The sequence below is a fragment of the Sphaerisporangium melleum genome (assembly GCF_014646695.1).
In the GTDB taxonomy this organism is placed as follows: domain Bacteria; phylum Actinomycetota; class Actinomycetes; order Streptosporangiales; family Streptosporangiaceae; genus Sphaerisporangium; species Sphaerisporangium melleum.
Genome location: NZ_BMNT01000038.1, coordinates 40,621 through 63,238, shown reverse-complemented (window position 1 = coordinate 63,238; position 22,618 = coordinate 40,621). Strand labels below are relative to the sequence as shown.

12 protein-coding genes are annotated in these 22,618 nt (G+C 74.7%); 2 read left to right on the top strand and 10 right to left on the bottom strand.

Going from position 1 to position 22,618, the window contains the following annotated elements; genetic code table 11:
- Together IEY93_RS28965 and IEY93_RS28960 are read right to left on the bottom strand one after the other, a co-directional pair.
- Positions 1-3,786, bottom strand: coding sequence for a UvrD-helicase domain-containing protein (locus IEY93_RS28965; protein ID WP_189166341.1), 3,786 nt, complete (start codon positions 3,784-3,786; stop codon positions 1-3).
- Between the two features lie 181 nt (positions 3,787-3,967).
- A complete protein-coding gene (locus IEY93_RS28960; RefSeq protein ID WP_189166310.1) occupies positions 3,968-7,147 on the bottom strand; it encodes an ATP-dependent helicase in 3,180 nt (1,059 codons plus the stop codon).
- Positions 7,148-7,406: 259 nt separating this feature from the next.
- Here IEY93_RS28960 and IEY93_RS28955 point away from each other — a divergent pair, with 259 nt between their 5' ends.
- Positions 7,407-8,384 (top strand): glutathione S-transferase family protein, encoded by a 978-nt coding sequence (locus IEY93_RS28955; protein ID WP_189166309.1) that lies wholly within the window; start codon positions 7,407-7,409, stop codon positions 8,382-8,384.
- Positions 8,385-8,854: 470 nt separating this feature from the next.
- A complete protein-coding gene (locus IEY93_RS28950) occupies positions 8,855-11,113 on the top strand; it encodes a M4 family metallopeptidase (RefSeq protein WP_189166308.1) in 2,259 nt (752 codons plus the stop codon).
- A gap of 179 nt (positions 11,114-11,292) precedes the next feature.
- Here the strand turns inward: IEY93_RS28950 and IEY93_RS28945 are convergent, their stop codons facing one another.
- The 8 genes from IEY93_RS28945 to IEY93_RS28910 form a co-directional block, all read right to left on the bottom strand.
- The gene (locus IEY93_RS28945) at positions 11,293-14,109 is read right to left on the bottom strand and encodes an ATP-binding protein (RefSeq protein WP_189166307.1); all 2,817 of its coding nucleotides are present in this window, start codon (positions 14,107-14,109) and stop codon (positions 11,293-11,295) included.
- A gap of 268 nt (positions 14,110-14,377) precedes the next feature.
- Positions 14,378-17,350: a CDP-glycerol glycerophosphotransferase family protein gene (locus tag IEY93_RS28940; RefSeq protein WP_189166306.1), complete on the bottom strand. Its 2,973-nt coding sequence runs from the start codon at positions 17,348-17,350 to the stop codon at positions 14,378-14,380.
- 71 nt (positions 17,351-17,421) lie between these two features.
- On the bottom strand, positions 17,422-17,736 hold the full coding sequence (locus tag IEY93_RS28935; RefSeq protein WP_189166305.1) for an MGMT family protein: 315 nt from the start codon (positions 17,734-17,736) through the stop codon (positions 17,422-17,424).
- On the bottom strand, positions 17,724-18,098 hold the full coding sequence (locus IEY93_RS28930; RefSeq protein ID WP_189166304.1) for a hypothetical protein: 375 nt from the start codon (positions 18,096-18,098) through the stop codon (positions 17,724-17,726). The genes IEY93_RS28935 and IEY93_RS28930 overlap by 13 nt, the downstream gene beginning before the upstream one ends.
- Positions 18,099-18,222: 124 nt before the next feature.
- The gene (locus tag IEY93_RS28925) at positions 18,223-19,404 is read right to left on the bottom strand and encodes a S8 family serine peptidase (protein WP_189166303.1); all 1,182 of its coding nucleotides are present in this window, start codon (positions 19,402-19,404) and stop codon (positions 18,223-18,225) included.
- Positions 19,398-20,087 (bottom strand): hypothetical protein, encoded by a 690-nt coding sequence (locus IEY93_RS28920; protein WP_189166302.1) that lies wholly within the window; start codon positions 20,085-20,087, stop codon positions 19,398-19,400. The genes IEY93_RS28925 and IEY93_RS28920 overlap by 7 nt, the downstream gene beginning before the upstream one ends.
- 334 nt (positions 20,088-20,421) lie before the next feature.
- Positions 20,422-21,801, bottom strand: coding sequence for a S8 family serine peptidase (locus tag IEY93_RS28915; protein WP_229691564.1), 1,380 nt, complete (start codon positions 21,799-21,801; stop codon positions 20,422-20,424).
- Positions 21,795-22,514, bottom strand: a complete 720-nt coding sequence (locus IEY93_RS28910; protein ID WP_189166301.1) for a hypothetical protein — start codon at positions 22,512-22,514, stop codon at positions 21,795-21,797. The genes IEY93_RS28915 and IEY93_RS28910 overlap by 7 nt, the downstream gene beginning before the upstream one ends.
- Positions 22,515-22,618 lie beyond the last annotated feature (104 nt).

The following is a 22,618-nucleotide window of genomic DNA, read 5'->3' as shown; positions in this document are numbered from 1 at the left end:
TCAGGCGTCCGTGGGGACGGACTCGACGAGGCGGACCAGGCCGGCGGCGTCGAGAAGGTCGACGGGACGGACGGTCTGGTTGAGCCGCACGTAGTGGAAGGCGGCGCCGACCTTGTCCAGCGGGACTCCGGCGAGCCGGGCCCAGGCCAGCCGGTAGGCGGCGAGCTGCACCGACGCGGCCGCGCCGGCCCGCCCGCGCGGGGGCTCGCCGGTCTTCCAGTCGACGACCACGTACCCGTCGTCCTCGGTGAAGACGGCGTCCATGCGGCCGCGCACCAGCCGGTCGGCGATCATCGTCTCGAACGGCACCTCCAGGTCGACCGGTTCCAGGGCCGCCCAGGTGCTCTCCTCGAACCTGGCCTGCAGCTCGGCGAGCCGGACGTCGGTCTCCGACAGCTCGTCGGACGCGCCGGGCAGCTCCAGGTCGTCGATCAGCCGCTGCTGGCCCCAGCGTCCCTCCAGCCAGCGGTGGAAGGCCGTGCCACGGCGCGCGAGCGGCGCGGGCCGGTGCGGCAGCGGGCGGCGGATCTGCCGGGCCAGCGCGGTGGGATCGGCCGCGAGGGTGACCAGCGAGGACACGGTCAGGTGCGCGGGCAGCTCCACGAGGCCGCCCCCACGCCGCCTGCCCTGCTCCCGCTCTCTGAGCAGCAGCTCGGTGTCGCGCGCCCAGGCCCGGACGCGCTCGCGCTCCCATTCCTTCAGCGCGGCCTCGGCGATCGGGATCTCCTCGGACGGCCGGTGCTCCTGCGCGTTGCGGGCGGGCATTTCGTCTCGCGTGGCGTCCTGCGGGAACGCCTCGGGCCGAGAGGCGTCCGCCGGGGTCGCCTCGTCCCACAGCGCCTCGTCCGCGAACACCTCGTCCCAGGGCGCCTCGTCCCAGGCGGCCTCACCCGGGTCATCCCAGGAAGGCTCGGGCAAAGGCACGTCGTCCCAGGACGCGCCATTGAGCGAGGCCGCGGGCGCCTGTGGGAGGTCCCTGGCGGCCTCATCCGGGAAAGGGGCATCTTGCGCAGGCTCGTCCAGGAAGGGAGCGGCCCGGGAGACGTCTCCGTTCTGACCGGCCGCGGGCGGCATCGGGACGGATACCGAGGACGCATCGGACCGCGGACCGGGCGCGGCGGACGAACCCGGCACGGCTGACGAGGCGGGTGCGGCGGACGAACCCGGCGCGGTGGACGAGGGAGGCGCGGCAGGTGGACCGGAGGCGGCCGGGGCCGCGGAGAGGTGGCCCAAGGCGGCGAAGACCAGCGCGGCGCCGGAACGGACGGCGTCCTGCCGCTCGCCCTCCGGCGTGACCGGCCAGGACGCCGAGGCGGGCTCGGCGAGCAGGGGGTTGGCGGCGCCCTCCGCCATCTCGGGAGCCCACTGCGCGACCTGGCCGCCGGAGTCGCGGACCTCGCGCAGGAAGTCGGACGGCTCAAGCGGTCTGGCGGCCGAACCCCAGCGGTAGCCCGAGGCGATGAGCAGGTAGTGCGCCCGGGTGACCGCGACGTAGGCGAGCCGCCGCTCCTCCATCAGGTCGCGCTCGCGGCAGCGCTCGTCGAACTCGGCCAGGTCGTCCTTCTCCAGCCCCGCCAGCGCCGGAAGGTCGGACCGGTCGCCGCGCAGGGAGTACGGCAGTTTGCGTGGGTTCTCGGTCCACCGCGAGTTGGTCGCCGGGGTCGCCGGGAAGACGCTGCCCTTGGCCGGCCCGCCACGCCGGCTGGTGATCTGCGACAGGCCCGGCACGATGACGACCGGCCACTCCAGGCCCTTGGAGGCGTGGACCGTCATGAGTTTCACGCTGTTGGTCTCGCCGACCCGGCCGGCCTCCAGACCGAACTCCTCGGCCTCGGCCGCCTTCAGGTAGGCGAGGAAGGCACCCAGGGTGGGGTCCTCGGCGTCGCCGGCGAACCGGGAGGCGGCGTCCAGGAAGGCGTCCAGGTCGGCGCGGGCCGCCAGCGGACCGCCACCCCGGGCGGCCACCTCGATGTCCAGGCCGGTGCGCCGCTCGATCTCGCTGATCAGGTCGGGCAGCGGCTGCCCCGCGTGCGCGCGCAGGACGCGCAACTCGTGCGCCAGCCGCGGCAGCCGGGCGCGGGCGAGCGGCGAGAACCGCTCCAGCCACTCGGAACGGTCGGCCAGCTCGTCCAGGGCGTCGACCAGGCTGCCGCGCTCCTCGCGCATGTCGGTCACGGCCTGCTCCAGCGGGTCGTCCGCCGCCGGCCCGCCCCGGGTGGTCGCGGTGAGCTCTCTGGCCAGGTCACCGAGGGCCTTGAGGTCGGCGGGGCCGATGCGCCAGCGCGGCCCGGCGAGCAGCCGGGCGAGCGCGTCGCCCGCGGTCGGCTCGTACAGCACGCGCAGGGTCGCCACCAGGTCGGCGACCTCGGGGACGGTGAGCAGCCCGCCGAGGCCGACCACCTCGACCGGGATGCCACGCGCCTCAAGGGCCCGGCGCAGCGCGGGGAACTGCGACCGCTTGCGGGCCAGGACGGCGACGTCCTGCGGCTGCAGCGCCATCGGCCCGCCCCACGGGCCGCTGGACTTGACCTTCTCGCGGAGTTTGTCGCGCTCGCCGTCCCCCCACGGCAGGCCGTCCGGCGCGACCTCTCTGCCGAGCAGGCGGACCACCTCGCCGGCGATCCACTCGGCCTCGCCGTCGGCGGTCTCGTGGAAGGCGCAGATGACCCGGCCGCGCCCGACGCGGTTGCCGCCGGGGACCAGCACGGGCACCTCGCGGGCCTCGGCGCGCAGCGGGCCCTGTACGCGGGCGGCGACGTCGAGCACCCGCTCGCCGTTGCGGAAGCTCACCGAGAGCCTGCGCACCGGGGCGGGCCGGCCGGCCGCGGTGGGGAAGTCGTGCACGAAGCGCCGGAGATTGCCCGACGACGCCCCGCGCCAGCCGTAGATCGACTGGCAGGGATCGCCGACGGCGGTGACCGGATGGCCGCCGCCGAACAGCGCCCGCAGCAGGACGAGCTGGGCGTGGCTGGTGTCCTGGTACTCGTCCAGCAGGACGACCGAGAACCTCCCCCGCTCGATCACGCCGACCTCGGGGTGCCGGTCGGCGATGCGGGCGGCGAGCGCCATCTGGTCGCCGTAGTCGATGACCTCGCGCCTGCGCTTCTCCCGCTCGTACGCCTCGACGAGCGGGAGGAACTGCTCGCGGATCTCCTGGGTGCGCACCGGCCTGCGCTGGACGAGGGTCGGGCGGCCGGTGAGCCGGGCGAGGCGCTCGTCGAGCCAGTGGCCGACCTCGCGCACGTCGCCGGGGGTGCGCAGGTGCTCGGCCAGCTCGCCGGCGAGCTCCAGCACGGCCGCGGTGACCGACGGCGGGGCCAGGTCGATGCGGTCCATCGGGCCGTCGTACCGGCCGACCACCCGGGCCGCCATCTGCCAGGAGATGGCCGGGCTGACCAGGCGCATGGTCGGCTCCATCGCCTCGCGCAGCGCGTGGTCGGTGACCAGCCGCGCGGCGTAGGAGTGGTAGGTCGACACGGTGGGCTCGGTCTCCAGCAGCTCGGCCGGGGCCAGGCCGACCTCGGCCAGGCGGGTGAGCCGCTTGCGGACGCGCGCGGCCAGCTCGGCGGCGGCCTTGCGGGTGAAGGTGAGGCCGAGGACGCGTTCGGGGTGGACCAGCCCGTTGGCGACCAGCCAGACGACCCGGCCGGCCATGGTCTCGCTCTTGCCCGACCCGGCGCCGGCGACGACGACCGTCGGCTCCAGCGGCGCCTCGATGACGGCGGCCTGCTGGGGGGTGGGCGGCGGGATGCCGAGCTTGTCGGCCAGCTCGGCCGGGCTGATCAGCGCCGGCCTGGTGTCGTCCCGCCCGGCCGCCGGGGCCGGCGGATGCGCTCCTAGCACGCCGTCCCCCGGACGCTACGTGGCCATGGCGCCGGGGCGAGAACGGCCGGCATGGGGGCGGGCAGAGTGAGCCGGATCGACACACGAGCCGGCGGGGAGAGCCTGCACGGCATGGCGGAAGCGGTCAGCACACCTGGCCTCCGCCGTCGTTGACCGGGCAGCTCGCCTTGGCGGCGCAGGTGCGGCAGCCGTCGTTGACCTGGGCGGTGAACACGCCCGAGGCCATGCCGGTCGCGACCGTGGTGACCAGGCTGCGCGCCCACTCGGGGTCGGGGTCGTCGCCGAGGGCGCCCTGGGCCTGCTCCTTGGCCTTCTTGGCGTCCTTGCCCGCGGCCTTGCCGACCTGGACGAGCGCGGCGCCGCCGGGGTCGCGCACGTCGTGGCGCTCGAACGCGCCGAGCAGGGTGGCGAGCTGGTAGACGCCGAGCTGGGGGTGGCGGTCGATCTCCGGGTCGGACGGCTTGGTCCCGCCGGTCTTGATGTCGATGATCACGGCACGCCCCTGGTCGTCCCGCTCCACCCGGTCGACCCGGCCGCGGATCTCCACCCCGTCCGACAGCTTGGCGGTGAAGGCCTCCTCGACGGCGATCAGCTCGCGCGGGTTGCCCTCGTGCCAGGCGAGGAAGCGGGCGACCATCTGCTCGGCGACCCGGCGTTGCTTGCGGTTGAACCATACGCCGCCGAAGTCGAGGCCGTCCCAGATCTCGTCGAGCCGTTTGCCGAGGGTGTCCCCCTCCTGCCCGGCGGCGGCCAGGACGGCGATGGCGTGGATGACGCTGCCGAGGCTGCGGGACATGTCGGTGCCCGAGGCGCCCACGGCGGTCTCCAGCAGCCAGCGCAGCCCGCACTTGGTGAAGCTCTCCACCGCGGACGGGGAGACCCGGACGATGCCGGAAGGCCAGCTCAGCGGGCGGTCGTCGGACAGCGGCGTGAGCGCGTACCACTCGTCGGGGTGGGCCCCGGAGACGCCGGCCCGGGCCAGCCGGGCCAGGTGCGCCGCGGCAGCCTGGCGCATCGGCTCGGGCCGCGCCGTGTCGCACACGGCGGCCCGCAGGTCGGCGACCAGCGCGGACATGCTCAGCCAGCGGGCACGGTCGTCGACGGCGGCCTCCTCGACCGCGCCGGGCGCCAACTCGGCCAGGAACCGCGAGGGACGCTCGTCGGTGTCCTCGCCGCCGACCGCGGTGACGACCAGCCGGCGGCGGGCGCGGGTGGCCGCCACGTAGAACAGCCGCCGCTCCTCGGCGAGCAGCTTGCCGGCCAGGGCGGCTCCTGCGGCGTCCGCGCCGTCGAGCGCCGAGCCCTCGGCCAGCTCGACCATCTCCTGCACGCCGAGCAGCGACCCGCGCAGCCGCAGGTCGGGCCAGACGCCTTCCTGCACGCCCGCGACCACCACGACGTCCCATTCGAGGCCCTTGGAGCGGTGGGCGGTGAGGATGCGCACCGCGTCGCCGTGCGGCGCGTGCTCGGCCAGGGTGCTGCCCGCGATCTCCTGGGAGGACAGGTCGTCCAGGAAGACCTGCGGGCCGGCGTGCGGCAGGCGGTCGACGAAGCGCGCGGCGTGGTCGAACAGCGCCACCACGGCGTCGAGGTCACGGTCGGCCTGGGCGCCGCGCGCGCCGCCGGCCAGGCTCGTCTCGGTCCAGGCGTCGGCGAGGCCGGACGCCTGCCAGACCGCCCACAGGGCCTCCTCGGCGGTGTCGCCCCGCTCGGCGGCCTCGCGGGCGACGCCGATCAGCCGGGCGACCCGCGCGGCGGGCGCGGCCACGTGCTCCTCGACCGGGACCAGCTCGCGGGCGTCGCGCACCGCGGCCAGCAGCAGCTCGTCGGACGAGCGGGCGGGCGCGGACGGCATCCCTTCGCTCTCGGCCGTCGCGGCGAGCTCGGCGGCGCGCAGCGCGCGGCGCAGCCGCCGCACCCCGATCGGGTCGGTGCCGCCGACCGGCCCGGTCAGCAGGTCCTCCACCGTGGCGACGTCCAGGGTCCGCGGCCGGAGCGCGACGCGCAGCACGTCGATCAGCGGCCGCACCCCCGGCTCCCGCACCAGGGGCACCTCGTCGCCGGCGACCACGACGGGCACCCCGGCGGTGAGCAGGGCGCGGCGCAGCATCGGCACCTGGCGGCTCGCCGACCGCACCAGGACGGCCATGCGTCCCCAGGGCACCCCGTCGAGCAGGTGCGCGCGGCGCAGCGTGTCGGCCACCACCGCGGCCTCCTGGCTCTCGCTGTCGGCGAGCAGCACTCGCACCTGGCCCGGGTCCGCGTCCTCGGTGGCGATCAGGTCGCGGTGGCCGCCGCGGGCCCGGCCGGCCGTGGGCGTCCCTGCGGCACCGGGGACCGCGGGCGCGGCGGGCAGGCGGGCGGCGACCCGGCGGGAGGCCGCCAGCAGCTCGCCGCCGCTCCTGCGGCACACCCGCAGCGCGATCACCGGCGCCTCGCGGCCGTCCGCCGTGGGGAAGCGGTGCGGGAACGCCAGGATGCCGCGCACGTCGGCGCCGCGGAACCCGTAGATCGACTGGTCGGGGTCGCCGACGGCGATCAGGTCGCGGCCGTCGCCTGCGAGCCGGCGCAGCAGGACCTCCTGCGCCGGGTCGGTGTCCTGGTACTCGTCCACGAAGACGACGTCGTAGGCGGCGCGCTCGCGCTCGCGCACCCCGGCGTCGTCGAGCAGGCCGGCGGCGGCGCGGATCAGCTCGGCGTAGTCCAGCGAGGGGGTCGGGTCGAGGTCGAAGCGGTCGGCGTACCGGTGGGCGAACCGGCCCGCGGCCACCCAGTCGGCCCGGCCTTGCTCGCGGCCGAGGACGACCAGGTCGTCTCCGTCCAGGCCGCGCTCGGCGGCCCGGGCCAGGAAGTCGCGCAGCTCCTCGGCGAACCCGCGGGTCTTCAGCGCCTCTCGCATGCCGGACGGCCAGTGCGCGGCGCCGTCCTCCAGCTCGCCGTGCAGCAGCCGCCGGATCTCCAGGAGCTGCTCGGGGCCGGTCAGCAGGCGCGGCGGTGGTTCGCCGGCCAGCACGGCCTCGCGGCGCAGCAGGGCGTAGGCGTAGCTGTGGAAGGTGAGCGCGAGCGGAGTGCGCGTGGTGCGGCGCATGCGGGCGGTGATACGCTCGCGCAGCTCTTCGGCCGCCTTGCGGCTGAAGGTCAGCACGAGCACCCGCTCGGGGTCGGTGCCGCGGCGCTCGACGCGGTCGACGACGCTCTCGACGATCGTGGTGGTCTTGCCGGTGCCGGGGCCCGCGAGCACGAGCAGCGGGCCGCCCTCGTGGCGGACGACCGCCCGCTGGTGCTCGTCCAGAACAGGGGGCATCGCCTGCCCCGCGCTTCCCCGTCGCACCAGACGGTAGGCCTGACCACTCACAGCACGCTATTCCACCAGACCACAGGGATAGATCGTGCCGACTCGACCGGTACGGTGCCCCGGGACGTGCGGATCGCGGGCGACAAATCACGTTAGCGCTGCACTTGCCCGGCGGCGGAACACCACGCCGGAGCCGGAGCCACAGGTGGCGTGAGGATGGGGTAGTCCTGGCGGGACAAGGGATTTCCGGCCGGGAGGGATCACAACGTTGACCGGTACCGCCGCCGTCGCGAGCCCGGTGGACTTCGCCGTCCACGGGGACTACGGCATCAAGAACTCCAATGACACCAAGGGCGCGTTCACCCGTCCGCCGTACGGCTTCCGCGGCCGGATCACCGCGGACGGGAGCAGCGGCTACCCGGCCGAGCCGGGCCGCTACCACCTGTACGTCTCGCTGGCCTGCCCGTGGGCGCACCGTTCGGTCATCGTCCGGGCCCTGAAGGGACTGGAGGACGTCGTGTCGATGTCCGTGCTGGACCCGGTGCGCGACGGGCGCGGCTGGGCGTTCCGTGAGGGCCCGGGGCACACCGCCGACCCGGTGAACGGCTTCACGCTGCTGCGCGAGGCCTACGAGGCGAGTGAACCCGGGTACGACGGCCACGTGTCGGTGCCGGTGCTGTGGGACCGTCGCACCGGCGGCATCGTGAGCAACAACTTCCCCGACATCTCCATCGACCTCGGGACGCAGTTCGGACAGTGGGCGCGCGATGACATCGATCTCTACCCGGCCGGCCTGCGGCCCGAGATCGACGCGCTGAACGACCGGGTGTACGCCGCGGTCAACAACGGGGTGTACCGCTGCGGCTTCGCCACCGGCCAGCAGGCCTACGACGAGGCGGTGCGCGCGCTGTTCGCGATGCTGGACGAGCTGGAGGAGCGCCTCGGCGCCGGCCGCTACCTGTTCGGGGACCGGCCGACCGAAGCGGACGTACGGCTGTGGGTGACGCTGGTGCGCTTCGACGCGGTGTACGTCACGCACTTCAAGGCCAACCTGCGACGGCTGGCCGACCATCCCAACCTGTGGGCGTACGCCAGAGACCTCTACCAGCACCCGGCGTTCGGCGGGACGACCGACTTCGACCACATCAAGCGGCACTACTACACGACACACCCGCAGTTGAACCCGTCGCGCATCGTGCCGGCAGGGCCGCTGCTCGACTGGGACGCTCCGCACGGCCGCGGATGACCGGTCCCCGCTGAACCGGCCACTCTCGGGCGCCCCCGTCTCGGTATGCCGGGCGGGGGCGTTCACCTGCGGTTTCGACATCAGCCATCCCTAGATAAGCCGATTTTTCCGTACATCTACGGATGTCCTTACGGATGTTCAACTCCGCCACGCGCACCTAGCGTCTCGGCCAAGCAGGTTCGCACCCTGCCCGGGAACGCGAGAACAGGAGCGCCGCGACGTGACATCCCCCGCACTCCCGCCCTAGCCGCCCCTACCGCCGTGGGAGAAGTCTCCGGCGGATGAGGCGGCACACCCCCCGCTCGCATCACCTCATCCGCCGGGCCCGCTCCCATCACCCCCCATTTCTCTCATCACCCCCCGATCCCACCGCCGCCACGCCGCCGGGTGCCTCCCTGCCGCGTGCGTCCCGCGTACCCCGCTAACCTGCGGGCGCGGGCTGGTGGGAGGCAGAGAAAGGAACATCGCGCATGAGGCGCAGAGCTCTACTGGCCGCAACGGCCGGACTGGCCGTCGTCGCCATGATGGCGCCCTCCACCCCCGCGGGCGCCAAGCCTCCGCCCGGCGGCAAGGAACTGGTCGGTTCCGTCACCGCCTCCGAACGCGCCGCGGCCCTCTCCGACCCCGCGCAGCGCGCCGCCGGCGCCGCCGACCAGGCCATCGCCAGCGGCCTGGACGACCTGCGGGTGAGCGTCAACGAGGTGTACAAGCGGACGGCCGTGACCCCCGGCGCCGGAGGCCTGTACTCCGTCAGCTACGAGCGCAGCTACAAGGGCCTTCCGGTCGTCGGCGGCGACGCCGTCGTGATCGCCGACGGCAACGGCAAGGTGCGCGACACGGCCGCCGCCTCCGCCGCCCTGCCGTTCGGGCTGAAGACGACTCCGTCGGTCACCGCCGACACCGCCACCGCGACGGCCAAGACCGTGCTGGACCGGGTGGACGACTCCGCCGCCCCGCGCCTGGTGGTGCTGGCCTGGGGCCAGCAGCCCCGGCTGACCTGGGAGGCGCTGGTCTCCGGCATCGCCGCGGGCAAGCCCAGCAAGCAGCACGTCTTCGTCGACGCGGCGACCGGCAAGATCGCCGACGCCTACGACGAGGTGCGCGCGGGCACCGGCACCGGCTACTACTACGGCGCCGTCACCATCAACACCAGCGGCTCGGGCAGCTCGTACTCGATGACCGACTCCACCCGCAGCGGCCTGCGCTGTGGCGGGCAGAACGGCTCGGCGTACACCGGAACCGACGACGCCTGGGGCACCGGCTCGGGTACCAACCTGGAGACCGCCTGCGTGGACGCCCTCTACGGCGCGCAGAAGGAATGGGACATGCTGAGCGCCTGGCTCGGGCGCAACGGTGTCAACGGCAGCGGCGGCGGCTATCCGGTCCGGGTGGGCCTGAACGACGTCAACGCCTACTGGAACGGCAGCTACACCAACTTCGGCCACTCGCAGGACAACGCCCGCCAGGCCACCCCGATCGACGTCGTGGCGCACGAGTTCGGTCACGCGATCTTCCAGACCACGCCCGGCGGCGCCGGCTCCGGCAACGAGAACGGCGGCATCAACGAGAGCACCGGCGACATCTTCGGCGCGCTCACCGAGGCGTACGCCAACAACCCCAACGACCCGCCGGACTACCAGGTCGGCGAGGAGGTCGACCTGGTCGGCGACGGGCCGATCCGGTACATGTACCAGCCGTCGCTCGCCGGTGACCCCAACTGCTGGTCCTCCTCCATCTCGAGCACCGAGGTCCACGCCGCGGCCGGCCCGCTGAACCACTGGTTCTACCTGCTGGCCGAGGGCAGCGCACCGGGCGGCGGCAAGCCCAACAGCCCGATCTGCTCCGGCGGCCCCTCGTCGGTGACCGGCATCGGCATCCAGAAGGCCGGCAAGATCTACATGGGCGCGCTGCAGCGCAAGACCTCGTCCTGGCGGTACGCCAACATCCGGCTGGCCTCGCTGCAGGCGGCGGTCGAGCTGTACGGCGCGACCAGCCCCGAGTGCGCGACCACCAAGGCGGCGTGGAACGCGATCTCGGTCCCGGCGCAGTCCGGCGAGCCGACCTGTAGCCCCTCCTCCAGCAACGACTTCTCGATGGCGCTCAGCCCGACCTCCGGCTCGGTGGCCCCGGGCTCGGCGGCCACCACCACGCTGAGCACCGCGACCATCGCGGGCAGCGCGCAGACCGTCACCTTCAGCGCGTCCGGCCTGCCGTCGGGGGCGACCGCGAGCTTCAGCCCGGCGTCGGTCACCTCGGGTGGCTCCTCCACCCTGACCGTCTCCACCACCTCCTCGACCCCGGCCGGCACCTACAGCGTGACGATCACCGGCACCGGCAGCGGCGCCACGCACACGGTGACCTACTCGCTGACGGTCACCGGCACCGGCGGCCAGCGCACCTTCACCAACGGCACCGACGTCACCATCAACGACGGGTCCATCGTCACCAGCCCGATCACCTCGACCGCCAGCGGGAACGCCGTCTCGCCGGTCACGGTCAGCGTGACCATCTCCCACCCCTGCGCGTACGACCTGGGAATCCGGCTGCAGGGCCCGAACGGCACCTGGTACTCCCTGAAGACCGCGGGCAGCGGGAGCTGCGCCTCCTTCGGCACCCGCACCTACTCGGTCGCGGTGAGCCAGGCGGCCGCGGGCCAGTGGGTACTGGAGGTCAGGGACAACTACCTGCTCGACACCGGCTACCTCGACTCCTGGAGCATCACCGTCTAGGCGGCCACTCCGACGGCCCCCGGGATCGCACCTGGTCCCGGGGGCTTCCCCATGCCGGTCCGCGACCAGGCCAACGACGCCAACGGCCGGGGAGGACGGCGGAACCTCGCAAGGAGCGGCCCGTACAGAGGGCTGCCTCCGCCCGGGAGCGAGGGCAGGGGTCCCGTCGGGAAGCGGCGTCAGACGGGCGGGGTGACCTCGGTCCGGGAACGGACGCCGAGCTTGCGCAGCACGGTCGCCACGTGGCTCTCGACGGTCCGCCGGGACAGGAACAGCACGTCGGCGATCTCCCGGTTGGTGCGGCCCAGCGCGACCAGCCGGGCGACCTCGCGTTCGCGCTGCGACAGGGCGCTCGTGCCGTTCCTGCGCTGGCGGGGAAGCTGCACGCCCACGCCGATGTCACGCAGGACGCGCCGGCACCGGGCGGCGTCGTGCGTGGCGCCGAGCTCGGCGAACCGCTCAGCCAGCCGGGCGAAGACCTCGGCGGCGCCCGCGTCGCCCAGGGCGAGCCGGGCCCGCGCCTCTCCCTCGCCCGCGCGGGCCGCCGCGTAGGGCTGCGGCATGACGGCGTAGGCGTCCCGGGCCCGCCCGTAGTGCGCGGCCGCCTCGGCGTGCCGGCGCTCGGCGGCGGCGAGCGCGCCGCGGGCGGCGTCCAGCGCCGCGTGGGCGGTCGGCGCCACCCGGCCGGCGATGCCGTCGGCGTACTCGGCGACCAGGTCGGCCGCCGCGCCGATCCGGCCGCTCCACGCGAACGCGGTGACCGCGGAGGGCATCAGGTAGGCGCCCCACACCCACACGCCCTTGCGGCGCAGCAGGCCGGCGGCCCGTTCCGCCTCGGCCAGCGCGAGGGCCTGCTCGCCGCGCGCCAGGTGCAGCTCGATCATGCCGCCGGCGGCGGCCAGCGCGATCGGGATGTACCGGGACTCGGGCGCGTCCAGACCCGCGGCGAGGAAGTGCTTGGTGGCCTCCTCCCACTCGCCCGTCGCCAGGGCGAGCCAGCCGAGCACCAGCCACACGTCCACGACGATCAGCGGCGTCTCGGTGGCCAGCTCGCCGAGGGCCGCCGCCCGATCGCGCAGCCCCTCCCACCGGCCGGTCAGCCACTCCCGGCGGATGGTCGAGACGTCGAGCAGGTAGGCGGGGTACTGCGCGCCGGTCTCCGCCGCGAGCCTGCGCCCCTCCCGGGCGAACCGCTCGGCGGCGTCGTAGTGGCCGAGGCTGGTCGCCAGGTCGTGCAGGTTGGAGTACGCCCGGGCGACCTCGCGGCGTACCGCCGTCGACGGGTCGCCGGACGGCAGCGTCGCCGCGACCGCGAACGCGCCGGGAGAGCCGATGGCCATCTCCAGCGACGCCCGGTTGACCAGGACGGCGGCGGTCAGCTCGGGGTTGTCGGCGGTGGCGACCAGCGCCTCGGCGCGTTCCATCCACTCAAGGTGCCTGGCCAGCGGCTCGACACCCCACTCGGGCATGGCCAGGCTCGCCCAGCCGCGCGCGGCGAGCGTGGGCCGGTGGCTCAGCTCGGCGCAGGCGGCCATGATCTCCGGCCGGCCGGCGGCGGTGTCCCCGGCCTGGTTGGACAGCACGACGCCGAGGCTGAGCCGGGCCTCGGCGCGCTCGTCGCTGGACAGGAAGCCGTCGCGCAGCACGTGGCGCAGCAGGCGCACCACGCGCTGGTGGGACAGCCCGGTCGCCGCGAACCGGCCGAGCATCAGCGCGAGCGGGCCGCGCTCGGCGGCGGGCAGCCCGGGGTCGTCGAGCATGCCCTCGATGACCTCGACGGCCATCGCGGTGTCGCCGAGCGCCGCGGCCTGCTGGGCGGCGGCGGCGCCGTGCCGCAGCCACGCCTCGGTGTCGCCGGCCTGCCGCGCGTGGAAGGCGAGTTGCACCAGGGGCGGGGAGTCCATCGCCAGCAGGGCGGCCATCGCGCGTTCGTGCCCGGAGCGGCGGTCGGGGCCGGGGATCGCGTCGTACACCGCCTGCTGGGCGAGCGCGTGGCGGAAGCCGTACCGTCCGTCGGCGTGCTCGTGCAGGACGCCCGCCCGCAGCGCCTCGCCCAGCCCGGCGGCGGTGCCGCCGACCGCGGTGATGAGCTGCTCACCGGCGGGCAGCCGGAGCAGCGCCGCCGCGTGGACCGCGCCGACGGCCGCCGACGTCAGCCCGGCCATCCGCTCGGCCATGGCCTCGCGCAGCAGCAGCGGCACCCCGACACGGTCGAGCGCGTCGGGCTCCAGCGAGCCAGGCAGGGACCGGACGACCTCCTCGACGACGAACGGGATGCCCGCCGTCCGCTCGTGCAGCCGCTCGGCGAACGCGGGCGACAGGTCCGGCCGGTCGAGCAGCGCGCCGGCCAGGCTGGCGACGCCGGAGACGTCCAGCGGGGCGAGCGACACGACGACGCTGGTGGTGTCGGGGTGGTGCCGGTAGGCGCGGCCGAGCGGGAAGCGGGCCGCGCCCTGGTCCTCCCGCCGGTAGGTCGCCACCAGCGCCAGGCCGGTGGGCAGCTGGTCGGCCAGGAAGCGCAGCAGGTCACGCGTGCCGTCGTCGGCCCAGTGCAGGTCCTCGATGACCAGGACGGCCGGGGCGACGGCGGCCAGCAGGGCGCGGATGGCGCGGAACACGCGGTGCCGCTCGGCCCGCGGGTCGTCCAGCGGAGGCGGGGACGGCGGCAGCGCGGCCGACAGCTCGGGCAGGTAGTCGCGCAGGGCCCCGGTGACCGGGTTGAGCGCCTCGGGCGCGGGCAGCCGCCCGGCGATGTCGCGCAGCGCCTCGATCACCGGCCCATACGGGAACGGCTCGCGGATCTGGTGGCAGTAGCCGAGCAGGACGGCCCGGTCACCGGACGGCAGGCGGCCGAGCGCGGCGCGGACCAGGCGCGTCTTGCCGATGCCGGCCTCGCCCTCCACCAGCACCACCGCGGGCGGACGTACGATCGCCTCCGATAAGGCCCGCAGCTCAGAGGCGCGACCTATAAGTGCTGGCGCAGGCACGCCGCTCATCGACCGCTCCAAGGTACGGGTTACATGACCCCCCGCGTCAGTTATCCACGGACGGTCCGTCAAGGTCAACCCTTGGGCGTAACGGGCGTGTTGCGTATGCGGTCAAGTCCGCCGTTCGTGACGTAAGTGCATGTAGGGGACCAGACCGGGCTCCGCACAGCACCTCAAAGCCCGGCGAACCACCGTCCGGCGGCTGGAGCACGCTTCGGCTCCGGAGGCCGGGTGAACCGGCGCGCACGGACCCCGTGATGCCCGCGGAGGCGGGAACTCAGCGGCGGGCGTCGATGGCCCCGGTGAAGACGTGGTCGACGAGGCGGGGGGTGGCCTTGCCGTCGTCGCGGGGAGCGTAGGTGCGGACGAAGTCGTCGTAGCGGCCGGTGTAGTCGCCGGAGAGGGCGTCGATCAGGCGGACCGCCTCGATGACGTCGGCGCCATCGGTGAGCAGCGGGCCGGGGGCCTGGGTGCGCAGGTCGAAGTAGAGGCCGCGGGAGTTGCGGTAACGCTCCAGGTCGTAGCCGAAGAAGATCATCGGACGGCGGGTGGCGGCGAAGTCGAACATGGACGAGGAGTAGTCGGTGATCAGCACGTCGGCGATCAGCAGCAGGTCGGCCATGTCGGGATAGGCGGTCACGTCGATGGCGAAGGGGTACTCACGGGTCATCGGCCCCGGCCGCACCAGCGAGGTGGGGCCGGGGACCAGCAGGCCGGCGGCGACCGGCGGCGCCTGCATCATGTGGCCGCGCACCAGCAGCACGTGGTCGCGGCCGAGCACCCGCCTGGCCTCGGCGAGGTCGAGCCGCACCGAGGAGTTCCTGCGGTCGTGGTCGCGCCAGGTCGGCGCGTAGAGCACCACCCGCCTGCCGGCCGGGATGCCGAGGCCGCGCCGCACGGCGGCGGCGAGCTCGGCGCGGTCGGGCGAGGACAGCACGTCGTTGCGCGGCAGCCCCGACTCCAGGGTCTCCCCGCCGTACCCGAAGGCCCGGCGCAGCACCTCCGACGCCCACGGGCTCTGGGTGACCAGCAGGTCCCAGTTGGCCACCTCGGCGGCCTGGCGGTACCAGGCGGGCGGCCTGGGCTCGCGGGCCATGTGACGCTGGTCGCCGCCGACCCGCTTGACCGGGCTGCCGTGCCAGGTCTGCACGCAGATCTGGTCCTCACGGGCGTGGAACCACTGCGGGAGCAGGGTGTTGGTGATGATGTGCCGCGAGCGGGCCAGCGCGGTGTAGTGCTCGCGGCTGCCCTCGCGCACGATGGTCGGCGTGATGCCCGGGCCGAGGCCGAGCGCCGCCGAGTCGGGCGGGACGAACGAGCCGTCCTTGACCACCCAGATGTGCTCGCGGTCGTCCCCGCGGCGCAGCCGCTCCTCGTAGACGGCGCGGGCGTTGTCGGAGTAGGACCGCCCGTCGAAGGAGATGTACACGGTCGCCTCGCGCAGCTCGCGGCGCCGCTCGCCGGGGTAGTGGACCCTGCGCAGCGACCACAGCCCGCTCGCGCCCTTCTCGTCGTCCGGACGGCGCTCCGCGGCGATCAGGACGGGCGCGTCGAAGCGGGTGGCCACCAGGCGGTACTCGCGTCCGCCGATGATGTGCACTCCCTCGTCGAGGGTGTCGAGCAGGCGGTGGTCGACCCGCAGCGGCGCCGTGGTGCCCTTGCCGCCCGCGACCGACAGGCTCCAGGTGCCCGAGGCCAGCGCCACCGTGCCGGCGTACCTCGGCATGGCGTCCGGGGAGAGGCGGACGGTGAACCGCTCGCCCGAGCGGGTCAGCGGCACGCGGTAGATCGACCCGGCGCGCTGGCGCAGCACGAGGTCACGCTGCCCGGGCTCGGTGTCGTGGTAGGTGCCCGACAGGGTGAGCACGCCGTCGTCGCCCCACCCCGCGGAGGTGATGACCGGCCAGACGCGGTGCGCCGCGACCACGACGCGGTCGCGGCGGTCGCGCAGCACGGTGATCTCACGGCGGCCGACGCCGACGCGCGTCTCGGTGTCGTCGTCCATCATCACCGGGGCCGCCGGGTCGCCCTTGGGCTCGACCCAGAGCCTGCGCGCGTCCTGTTCCTTCACGAGCGCGGCGACCGACAGGCCGACGGTGAAGCGCGTGCCGCCCTCGGCCGGGGTGAACTCGGCGGCCATGCGGTGCCCGCCCAGTCGTGCCCGGCCCTTGTCGGCGTTGGTGCCGGGCAGGAAGCCGGTGAGCCGCACCTGGTCGCCGTCATGGGTGACGCCGGTGAGCTCGGCCCGGGTGGGCTGGAGCACGACCTGGAACGTCCGGTCGGAGGTCCAGGCCGGGCGCACCCACCATCGGGGGCCGACCCGCAGCCCGGCCGGCCGCTCGGTGCGCCCGATGACCGGGCCGCGCAGGGCGCCGGTGGCGCGGGCGCCGCGGCTCCAGATCACGATGTCGGCGCGCCAGGTGGTGGTGTCGGGGACCGGAGGCCGGCCGCGCAGCGTCCGCTGGGCGGCGTGCACGACGGCGCGGATGGCGGCGCGCCAGCGCAGCGACCACGGGCGGATCTCGGCGGCGAAGCCGGCCCAGTCGTAGTTGCAGCCGGGCTCGGCGGCGCCGTGGGTGGCCTCGGGCCGGTAGACGCGCCGGGTGCGGGCGGCGATGGGGGGCACCCAGCGGGGGCCGCGCAGCACGACGGTGGCGCGGTTGAAGCGCCTGCCGCGCACCGACAGCCCGACCAGGTAGGCGTGCCCGGTGACCCGCAGCCTCCCCTCGTGCCAGGAGACGTCGGCGACCTCGGTCAGCGGGACCAGGTCCGACCTGCGCAGCCGGAACAGCGATCGCGGCGCGCTGACGGGCAGGTCGGCGTACCAGGCAAGGCCTCGGCGGACACGCTTGGAGGGCTCGGCGGTGGCGGCGACCAGCCCGGCGAGCTCGTCCCCCTCGGCCAGCTCGCGCGGGTCGCGGTGCTCGATGAGGTGGCAGGCGAGGCGGCGGGCGACCGGCAGCCGGCGCTTGACCGAGGCGTCCACCCCGTCGAGGTAGTCGCGCAGCAGGTCGATGGCCTGCCGCAGGCGCGTGGCGTCGCGGCGGGCGGCGGTCTCCAGGCGCAGGCCGAGGGGGCCGTTGAGCGCCTCGTAGTGCAGCCTGCGGCGCTCGGCGCGGGTGAGGCCCTCGGCGTGGACCGCCGCGATCACGGCGTCGAGCGGATCTCCCCTGTCGTAGAGGTCCTGGGCGGCTCGCAACCGGTCGGCGACGATGTCACCGCTGGGTGCGGGCGGGGCACCGGTGGCCATCGGGGAGGCACCGCCTTTCCAGTCTCACCGCAAGGGGCGTTTCTGGAATGGTAATAGCAGTTACTGGGAAATCACTGATGATCTCCCTGCCACCGGGCGTGCCGCATATCGGCTCTTTCCCCGCGCATCGGGGTGCGCTCCTCGCGCCAGTGCGCCAGGCACGGACTCTCGTGGCCCTGCACCGGGCGGCCGTCGGCGCGCACCACCCGCCACCAGGGAACACCTCCGCCCCAGATGGCCATCACCCGGCCCACCTGCCGCGGCCCGCCCTCCCCGAGATACTCGGCGATGTCCCCGTAGGACATGACCATGCCGTGCGGTATGCGCTCGACCAGGTCGAGCACCCGCTCGGCGAAGGGCGTCGGATCACCGATCATGTGCTCCATTGTGCGGGGCCGAGGGAGAGGATCTCCTCCAGCTTGCCGAACTCGTAGGTCGTCTCTCCGCTCACCTGCTCGACGATGCCGTCCCGGATGACGTACGTCTCGCCGTCCTCGCCGGCCAGGCGCCCGCCGAGCATGGCGGCGAGCCGGGCGAGCTGGGCGACCTGCCAGTCGGAGGTCGGCTCGCCGTACAGGCGCCCCTGCCAGATGGCGATGGCGTGCTCGGACTCACCATGCCGGGCGAACACCTGCCCCGCCTCCGGCGTCCCGCGCAGTTCGAGGCCGGTGTCCACCGGCGCCGTCACGGCGCTGAGCTCGGCGTAGGCGAGCGGCGATTCGCGTTGTACCCGCAACTCGTATCCCACGAGAAGAAAACCCTAGCGAACCTTTACCGGTCACCGGTACGGAAAAGGGCGAGAACGGTCAGACCGCATCCGAAATGCCACCGAACGGCCGCCGAACAGCGCCCTGATCGCGCCCCGGACGTGATCATTGCCGTTCCGCCCGCCGGGTGAGCACGATGACCGCGGCGCCGAACGCGACGAGGCCGAACAGAACTCCCGCGCCGTAGACCCACAGCCGCAGGGGATCCGGGCCGGGCGGCGTGGGTGCGGGAGCCGTCGCGCCGTTTCCGAAATGCAGATCGCCGCGCACCGCCGTCGAGCCTTGATAAGCCACCAGTTCACCCGCGCGGGTCAGCGCGGCGGCGGCGTCGACCACCCCGAAACCCCGCTTGTCGTCATATCCGGCGGGCGAACCCCCACGGGCCGTAGAAGAGATGGCGCGGGACACCAATTCGGGCGGAAGATGGGGATATCTGGCTTTTATCAGGGCGGCCACTCCGGCCACCAGCGCCGTGGAGGCGCTGCTGCCCTCGACCTCCTGGTAACCGCCGCCCGGGACCGCGGCCGTCACCCCGACGCCGGGCGCGCCGACCAGCACCGAGAGGTTGTCGCTGCTGAACGCCGCGGGCCGGCCGTTCTTGTCCACCGCGCCGACGCCGATCACCCCGGGGTAGCCCGCGGGGAAGCTCCAGAACGAGGTGCCGCGCCGCAGCGCGGACTCCGAGTCGCCGTCGTTGCCCACGGCCGCCACCAGGACGACCCCCCGCGCCAGCGCGTACGCCACGGCCTGCCGGTCGGCGCGCTGCGTGGCGTACTCGCCGAGGGACATGCTGATCACCTGGGCCCCGTGGTCGGTGGCGTACCGCAGGGCACGGGACAGCGGGCTCTCGGCGGGCGGGCCGAGGCCGTCGTCGGGCTCGACGAAGTCGTCCTCCGGCTCGCTCTCGTCGATCACCGGGACCGACAGGATGCGGGACTCCGGCGCGACCCCGATCAGACCGCCCTCCTTGCCCGACCCGGCGATCAGCGAGGCCATCGCCGTGCCGTGCGGGCCACGCGCGAGCGGGACCTCGTCGAACAGGGTGGAACGCATGTCGGGCGCGACGGTGACCTTGCCCTTCAGCTCGCGGGTCGCCTCGTCGACGACGCTGTCGACCACCGCGACGGTCACGCCCGCGCCGCGGGAGGTCCGCCACGCCTGCTCGGCCTTGACGGCGTCCAGCACCCACTGCTGCCGGCCGCGGACGTCCTGCGCCACCGCGGGAGGCCCGGCGAGCAACCCGGTGAGCGCGAGCGCCGCGCCGAGCACGCCGGCCGCCCTCAACACACGTTCCCCTGGGTGCACCGGGGGATGTCGGGCGGCGCGGCCAGGCCACGGACGATCTGCCCGGCCACCCCCTGCGCGGCCGGCCACAGCTCGCTGTGCAGGATCTCCTGCGGGGCGACGGCGGCACGGGTGCGGCCGTCGGCGTACCCCGCCGTGGAGAACACGATGTACGGGCCGGCGGCGGTCCAGCCGGTGCGCTGGCGTTGCGCGGCGCCGAAGGAGTCGGCGACGGTGCCGGGGAAGGCCACGGGGCGGACGCCCACCCGGTCGTCCACCGGCAGGTCGGCCGCGGTGTCCACCCGGGTCTCCTCATCAGGCAGCACGGCCACCCCCACGGTCATCACGAAGGTCGAGGTCTGGTCCACGTAGGTGGCGCGCAGCACGGTGCGGCAGCCGTGCTCGCGCAGCACCGAGGCGACCGGCGCGTCCATCACCGCCGAGCAGGGCGCCTCGGGCGCGATGCCCACGCGCCTGGCGAGCTGCCGCACCCGGGCCAGGCCGGTGTACTCCACCTCGGCCGGGAAGACCTCCTCGGCCCGCCACGCCTGCCAGCGGCGGGCGATGTCCTGCTCGGCGTAGCGGGCGCGCTCAGCGACGGTCAGCGGCCGGGAACGGGTCTCCTGCAGCAGGCCGACCGTGCCGATCAGCACGTTGACCGCCGCGATGGCGAGGATCGTTCCCATGATCAGCAGAAACAGGGTGCGGAAGCGTATGCCGCGCTCGAGCTCCTCGCGCTCGTGGATCGCCCGCAGCCCGGCGGCCCGCGCCCGGGCGCCGCTCCACGGCCGCCCTCCAGCCCCCGCCGCCCCGGAACCCCTCCCCGCGCCCCCTCCCGGGGTCCACGACGGCCCGCCCTTCCCCGCGCCGACGGGCGCCCAGGGACGGCGTCCGCCGCCGCCTGTGACGGGCCAGGGCCGTGCCCCGCCGCGGTCGCGGCCGGCCGCCGGGAGCCGGGGCGCGCCACTCGTGCCTTGGGCACTCGCGGGCCAGGGCGGCGACGGCCGCGCCTGTGGCTCCTCAGGCGACATACTTCGATGCTACGTCGGCGCCTGCCGCCACCGGTCCCCTCGCCTCTCTCACGTCACGTCGTGTTCGCCTCGCGCGCCCGCCACGCCTGCCGCGCACGGGGCTCCGCACGAGCAGCACCATCGCCGCCAGGCCCGCCGCGGCCCCGGCGGCGGCCACCAGGGCGACCGTGCCGTACAGGGTGACCATGCCCGTGTCGCGGCGCACCACGCGTATCGGCGGCAGCGGCGCCGCGGTCGCGACCGCCCCGGCCGGCACGGGCAGGTCGGCGTCCTGGACGCCGGGACCGGCGGCCGTGTGCCGATGGCGGGCGAGCCGGGCCGCCTCGGCGAGCGCACGGGCGGCGTTCACCACGCCGAAGCCCACCCCAGGGTCGTACCCGCGCGGCGGTTTGCGGGCCACGCCGCCGGTGAGCGCCTGCGCGACCAGCGCGGGCGACATCGACGGGTACCTGGACTTGATCAGCGCGGCGACCCCGGAGACCAGCGCGGTCGCCTGGGAGGTGCCCCTGCCCACCCAGTACTGGTCGCCCGGCCCGGCCCCGAACACGTTCACGCCCGGCGCCGCGAGCAGCACCATGGAGTTGCGGTTGGAGAACGACGCCTTGTGCAGCCCACGGTCGGCCGCGCCCACCGAGATCACTCCGGGAATGGAGGCCGGGTAGGAGTACGGGCCGTCCCTGCGCCCGGCGCCCTCGTTTCCGGCCGCGGCGACCAGCACGACGCCCTTCGCGACGGCGTACCGGATCGCCGCGCGCTCCTTCGAGGTGGGACGGTCCTTGGAGATCGACAGGTTGATGACCTTGGCGCCCCGGTCGACGGCGTACCTGATGCCGCGCGCCACGACGTTCTCGAACCGCGCCTGTGAGTTGAACGCCTGGAAGCCCGGCTCGTCGTCCTCCAGGATGACCCGCACGGACAGCACGCGGGCGGCGGGCGCGACCCCGATCACGCCGTCCGCGCGGCCCGGCCCGTGCCCGTGGCCGGCGATCAGCGAGGCCATGTACGTGCCGTGCAGCCGCCGGGGGGCGACGCCGCGCGGGTTGGCGCCCCTGGTGAGGTCCGGCCCGGTGAGCACCGAGCCGCGCAGGTCGTGGTGGCGGGGGTCGACGCCGGAGTCCAGCACCGCGACCAGCACGCCCGCCCCGCGGGTCACCCGCCAGGCGTCGTCGACGTCCAGCGTGCGCAGCACCTGCCGCTGGCTGCCGCGCACCTGGTCGGCCGACGCGGGCGCCGGCCAGGAGGCCAGGACGAGGACGACCGCGAGGACCGCCAGGAGCGCGGCGAACCTCCCCCGCGACGGCCTGGCGGGTCCCTCCGGCGCCCGCCTCCCGCTCCCCGCCCGCCCCGGTGGCGCCACCCTGGTCAGCACTGCCAGTCCTTGCCGGCGCAGTCGGGCCGCGCCGGGGCCGTCAGCGTGGCCAGGACGCGCTCGGCGAGGTCGGAGGCGAAGGAGAAGATCGTTCCACGCTGGCGCCCGACCGCGCGGGCCGGCCTGCCGTCCACCTGGCCCGCCGTGGTGACGACCACGTACGGCCCGGCGTGGGCGATCGAGGACGCCTGGCGGGAGGCGGCGGTGAAGCGGTCGGCGACCGTCCGAGGGAAGGCCAGGGCGCGCAGCCCCGGCGACGGCACGCCTCCGGGCGGGAAGGCGGCCCGGGCCTTGAGCGCGGACGCCTGGTCGGGGAACGCGGCGACGCCGACGGTGACCACCACGCCCTGCAGTGCGTCCAGGTAGGTGGCCCGGAGCACGGCCCGGCAGCCGGCATCGCGCATCGCGATCCGCAGCGCGGCGTCCACGGCGGCCGAGCAGTCGGTGCGGGAGGAGATGCCGACCCGGCGGGCGTACTCGCCGCCGCCCTGCTCGGAGACGTAGGGCAGCGTCGCGGGGAAGATCTTGCCGGCCGGCCATGCCTGCCAGCGGCGGGCGGTCTCCTCCGCTGAGGCCCGCCGGATCTCCGCGGCGCTCGGGCCGCGGGTCAACTCCGCTCCGGCGGCTCCGGCGGACACGCCGGCGACGACCGCGCAGACCAAGGTGAGCGCTGAGGCGACCACCAGGGGCGGCCAGGCACGCAGGACACTCACGAGCCCGACCCTAACGCCCCAGACGAGGAGACATCTTCCGTTCCATCCCTATTGCCCGACTGGAAGGTACTTGACGGTACGGAAAGTAGAAAGTACTTTCCTTA

Excerpts from the sequence above, each read along its gene's own strand:
- IEY93_RS28935 (WP_189166305.1), bottom strand. The coding sequence starts at position 17,736 with ATGGAGCACATGATCGGTGATCCGACGCCCTTCGCCGAGCGGGTGCTC.
- IEY93_RS28940 (WP_189166306.1), bottom strand. The coding sequence starts at position 17,350 with ATGGCCACCGGTGCCCCGCCCGCACCCAGCGGTGACATCGTCGCCGAC.
- IEY93_RS28960 (WP_189166310.1), bottom strand. The coding sequence starts at position 7,147 with ATGCCCCCTGTTCTGGACGAGCACCAGCGGGCGGTCGTCCGCCACGAG.
- IEY93_RS28945 (WP_189166307.1), bottom strand. The coding sequence starts at position 14,109 with ATGAGCGGCGTGCCTGCGCCAGCACTTATAGGTCGCGCCTCTGAGCTG.
- IEY93_RS28950 (WP_189166308.1), top strand. The coding sequence starts at position 8,855 with ATGAGGCGCAGAGCTCTACTGGCCGCAACGGCCGGACTGGCCGTCGTC.
- IEY93_RS28920 (WP_189166302.1), bottom strand. The coding sequence starts at position 20,087 with ATGGGAACGATCCTCGCCATCGCGGCGGTCAACGTGCTGATCGGCACG.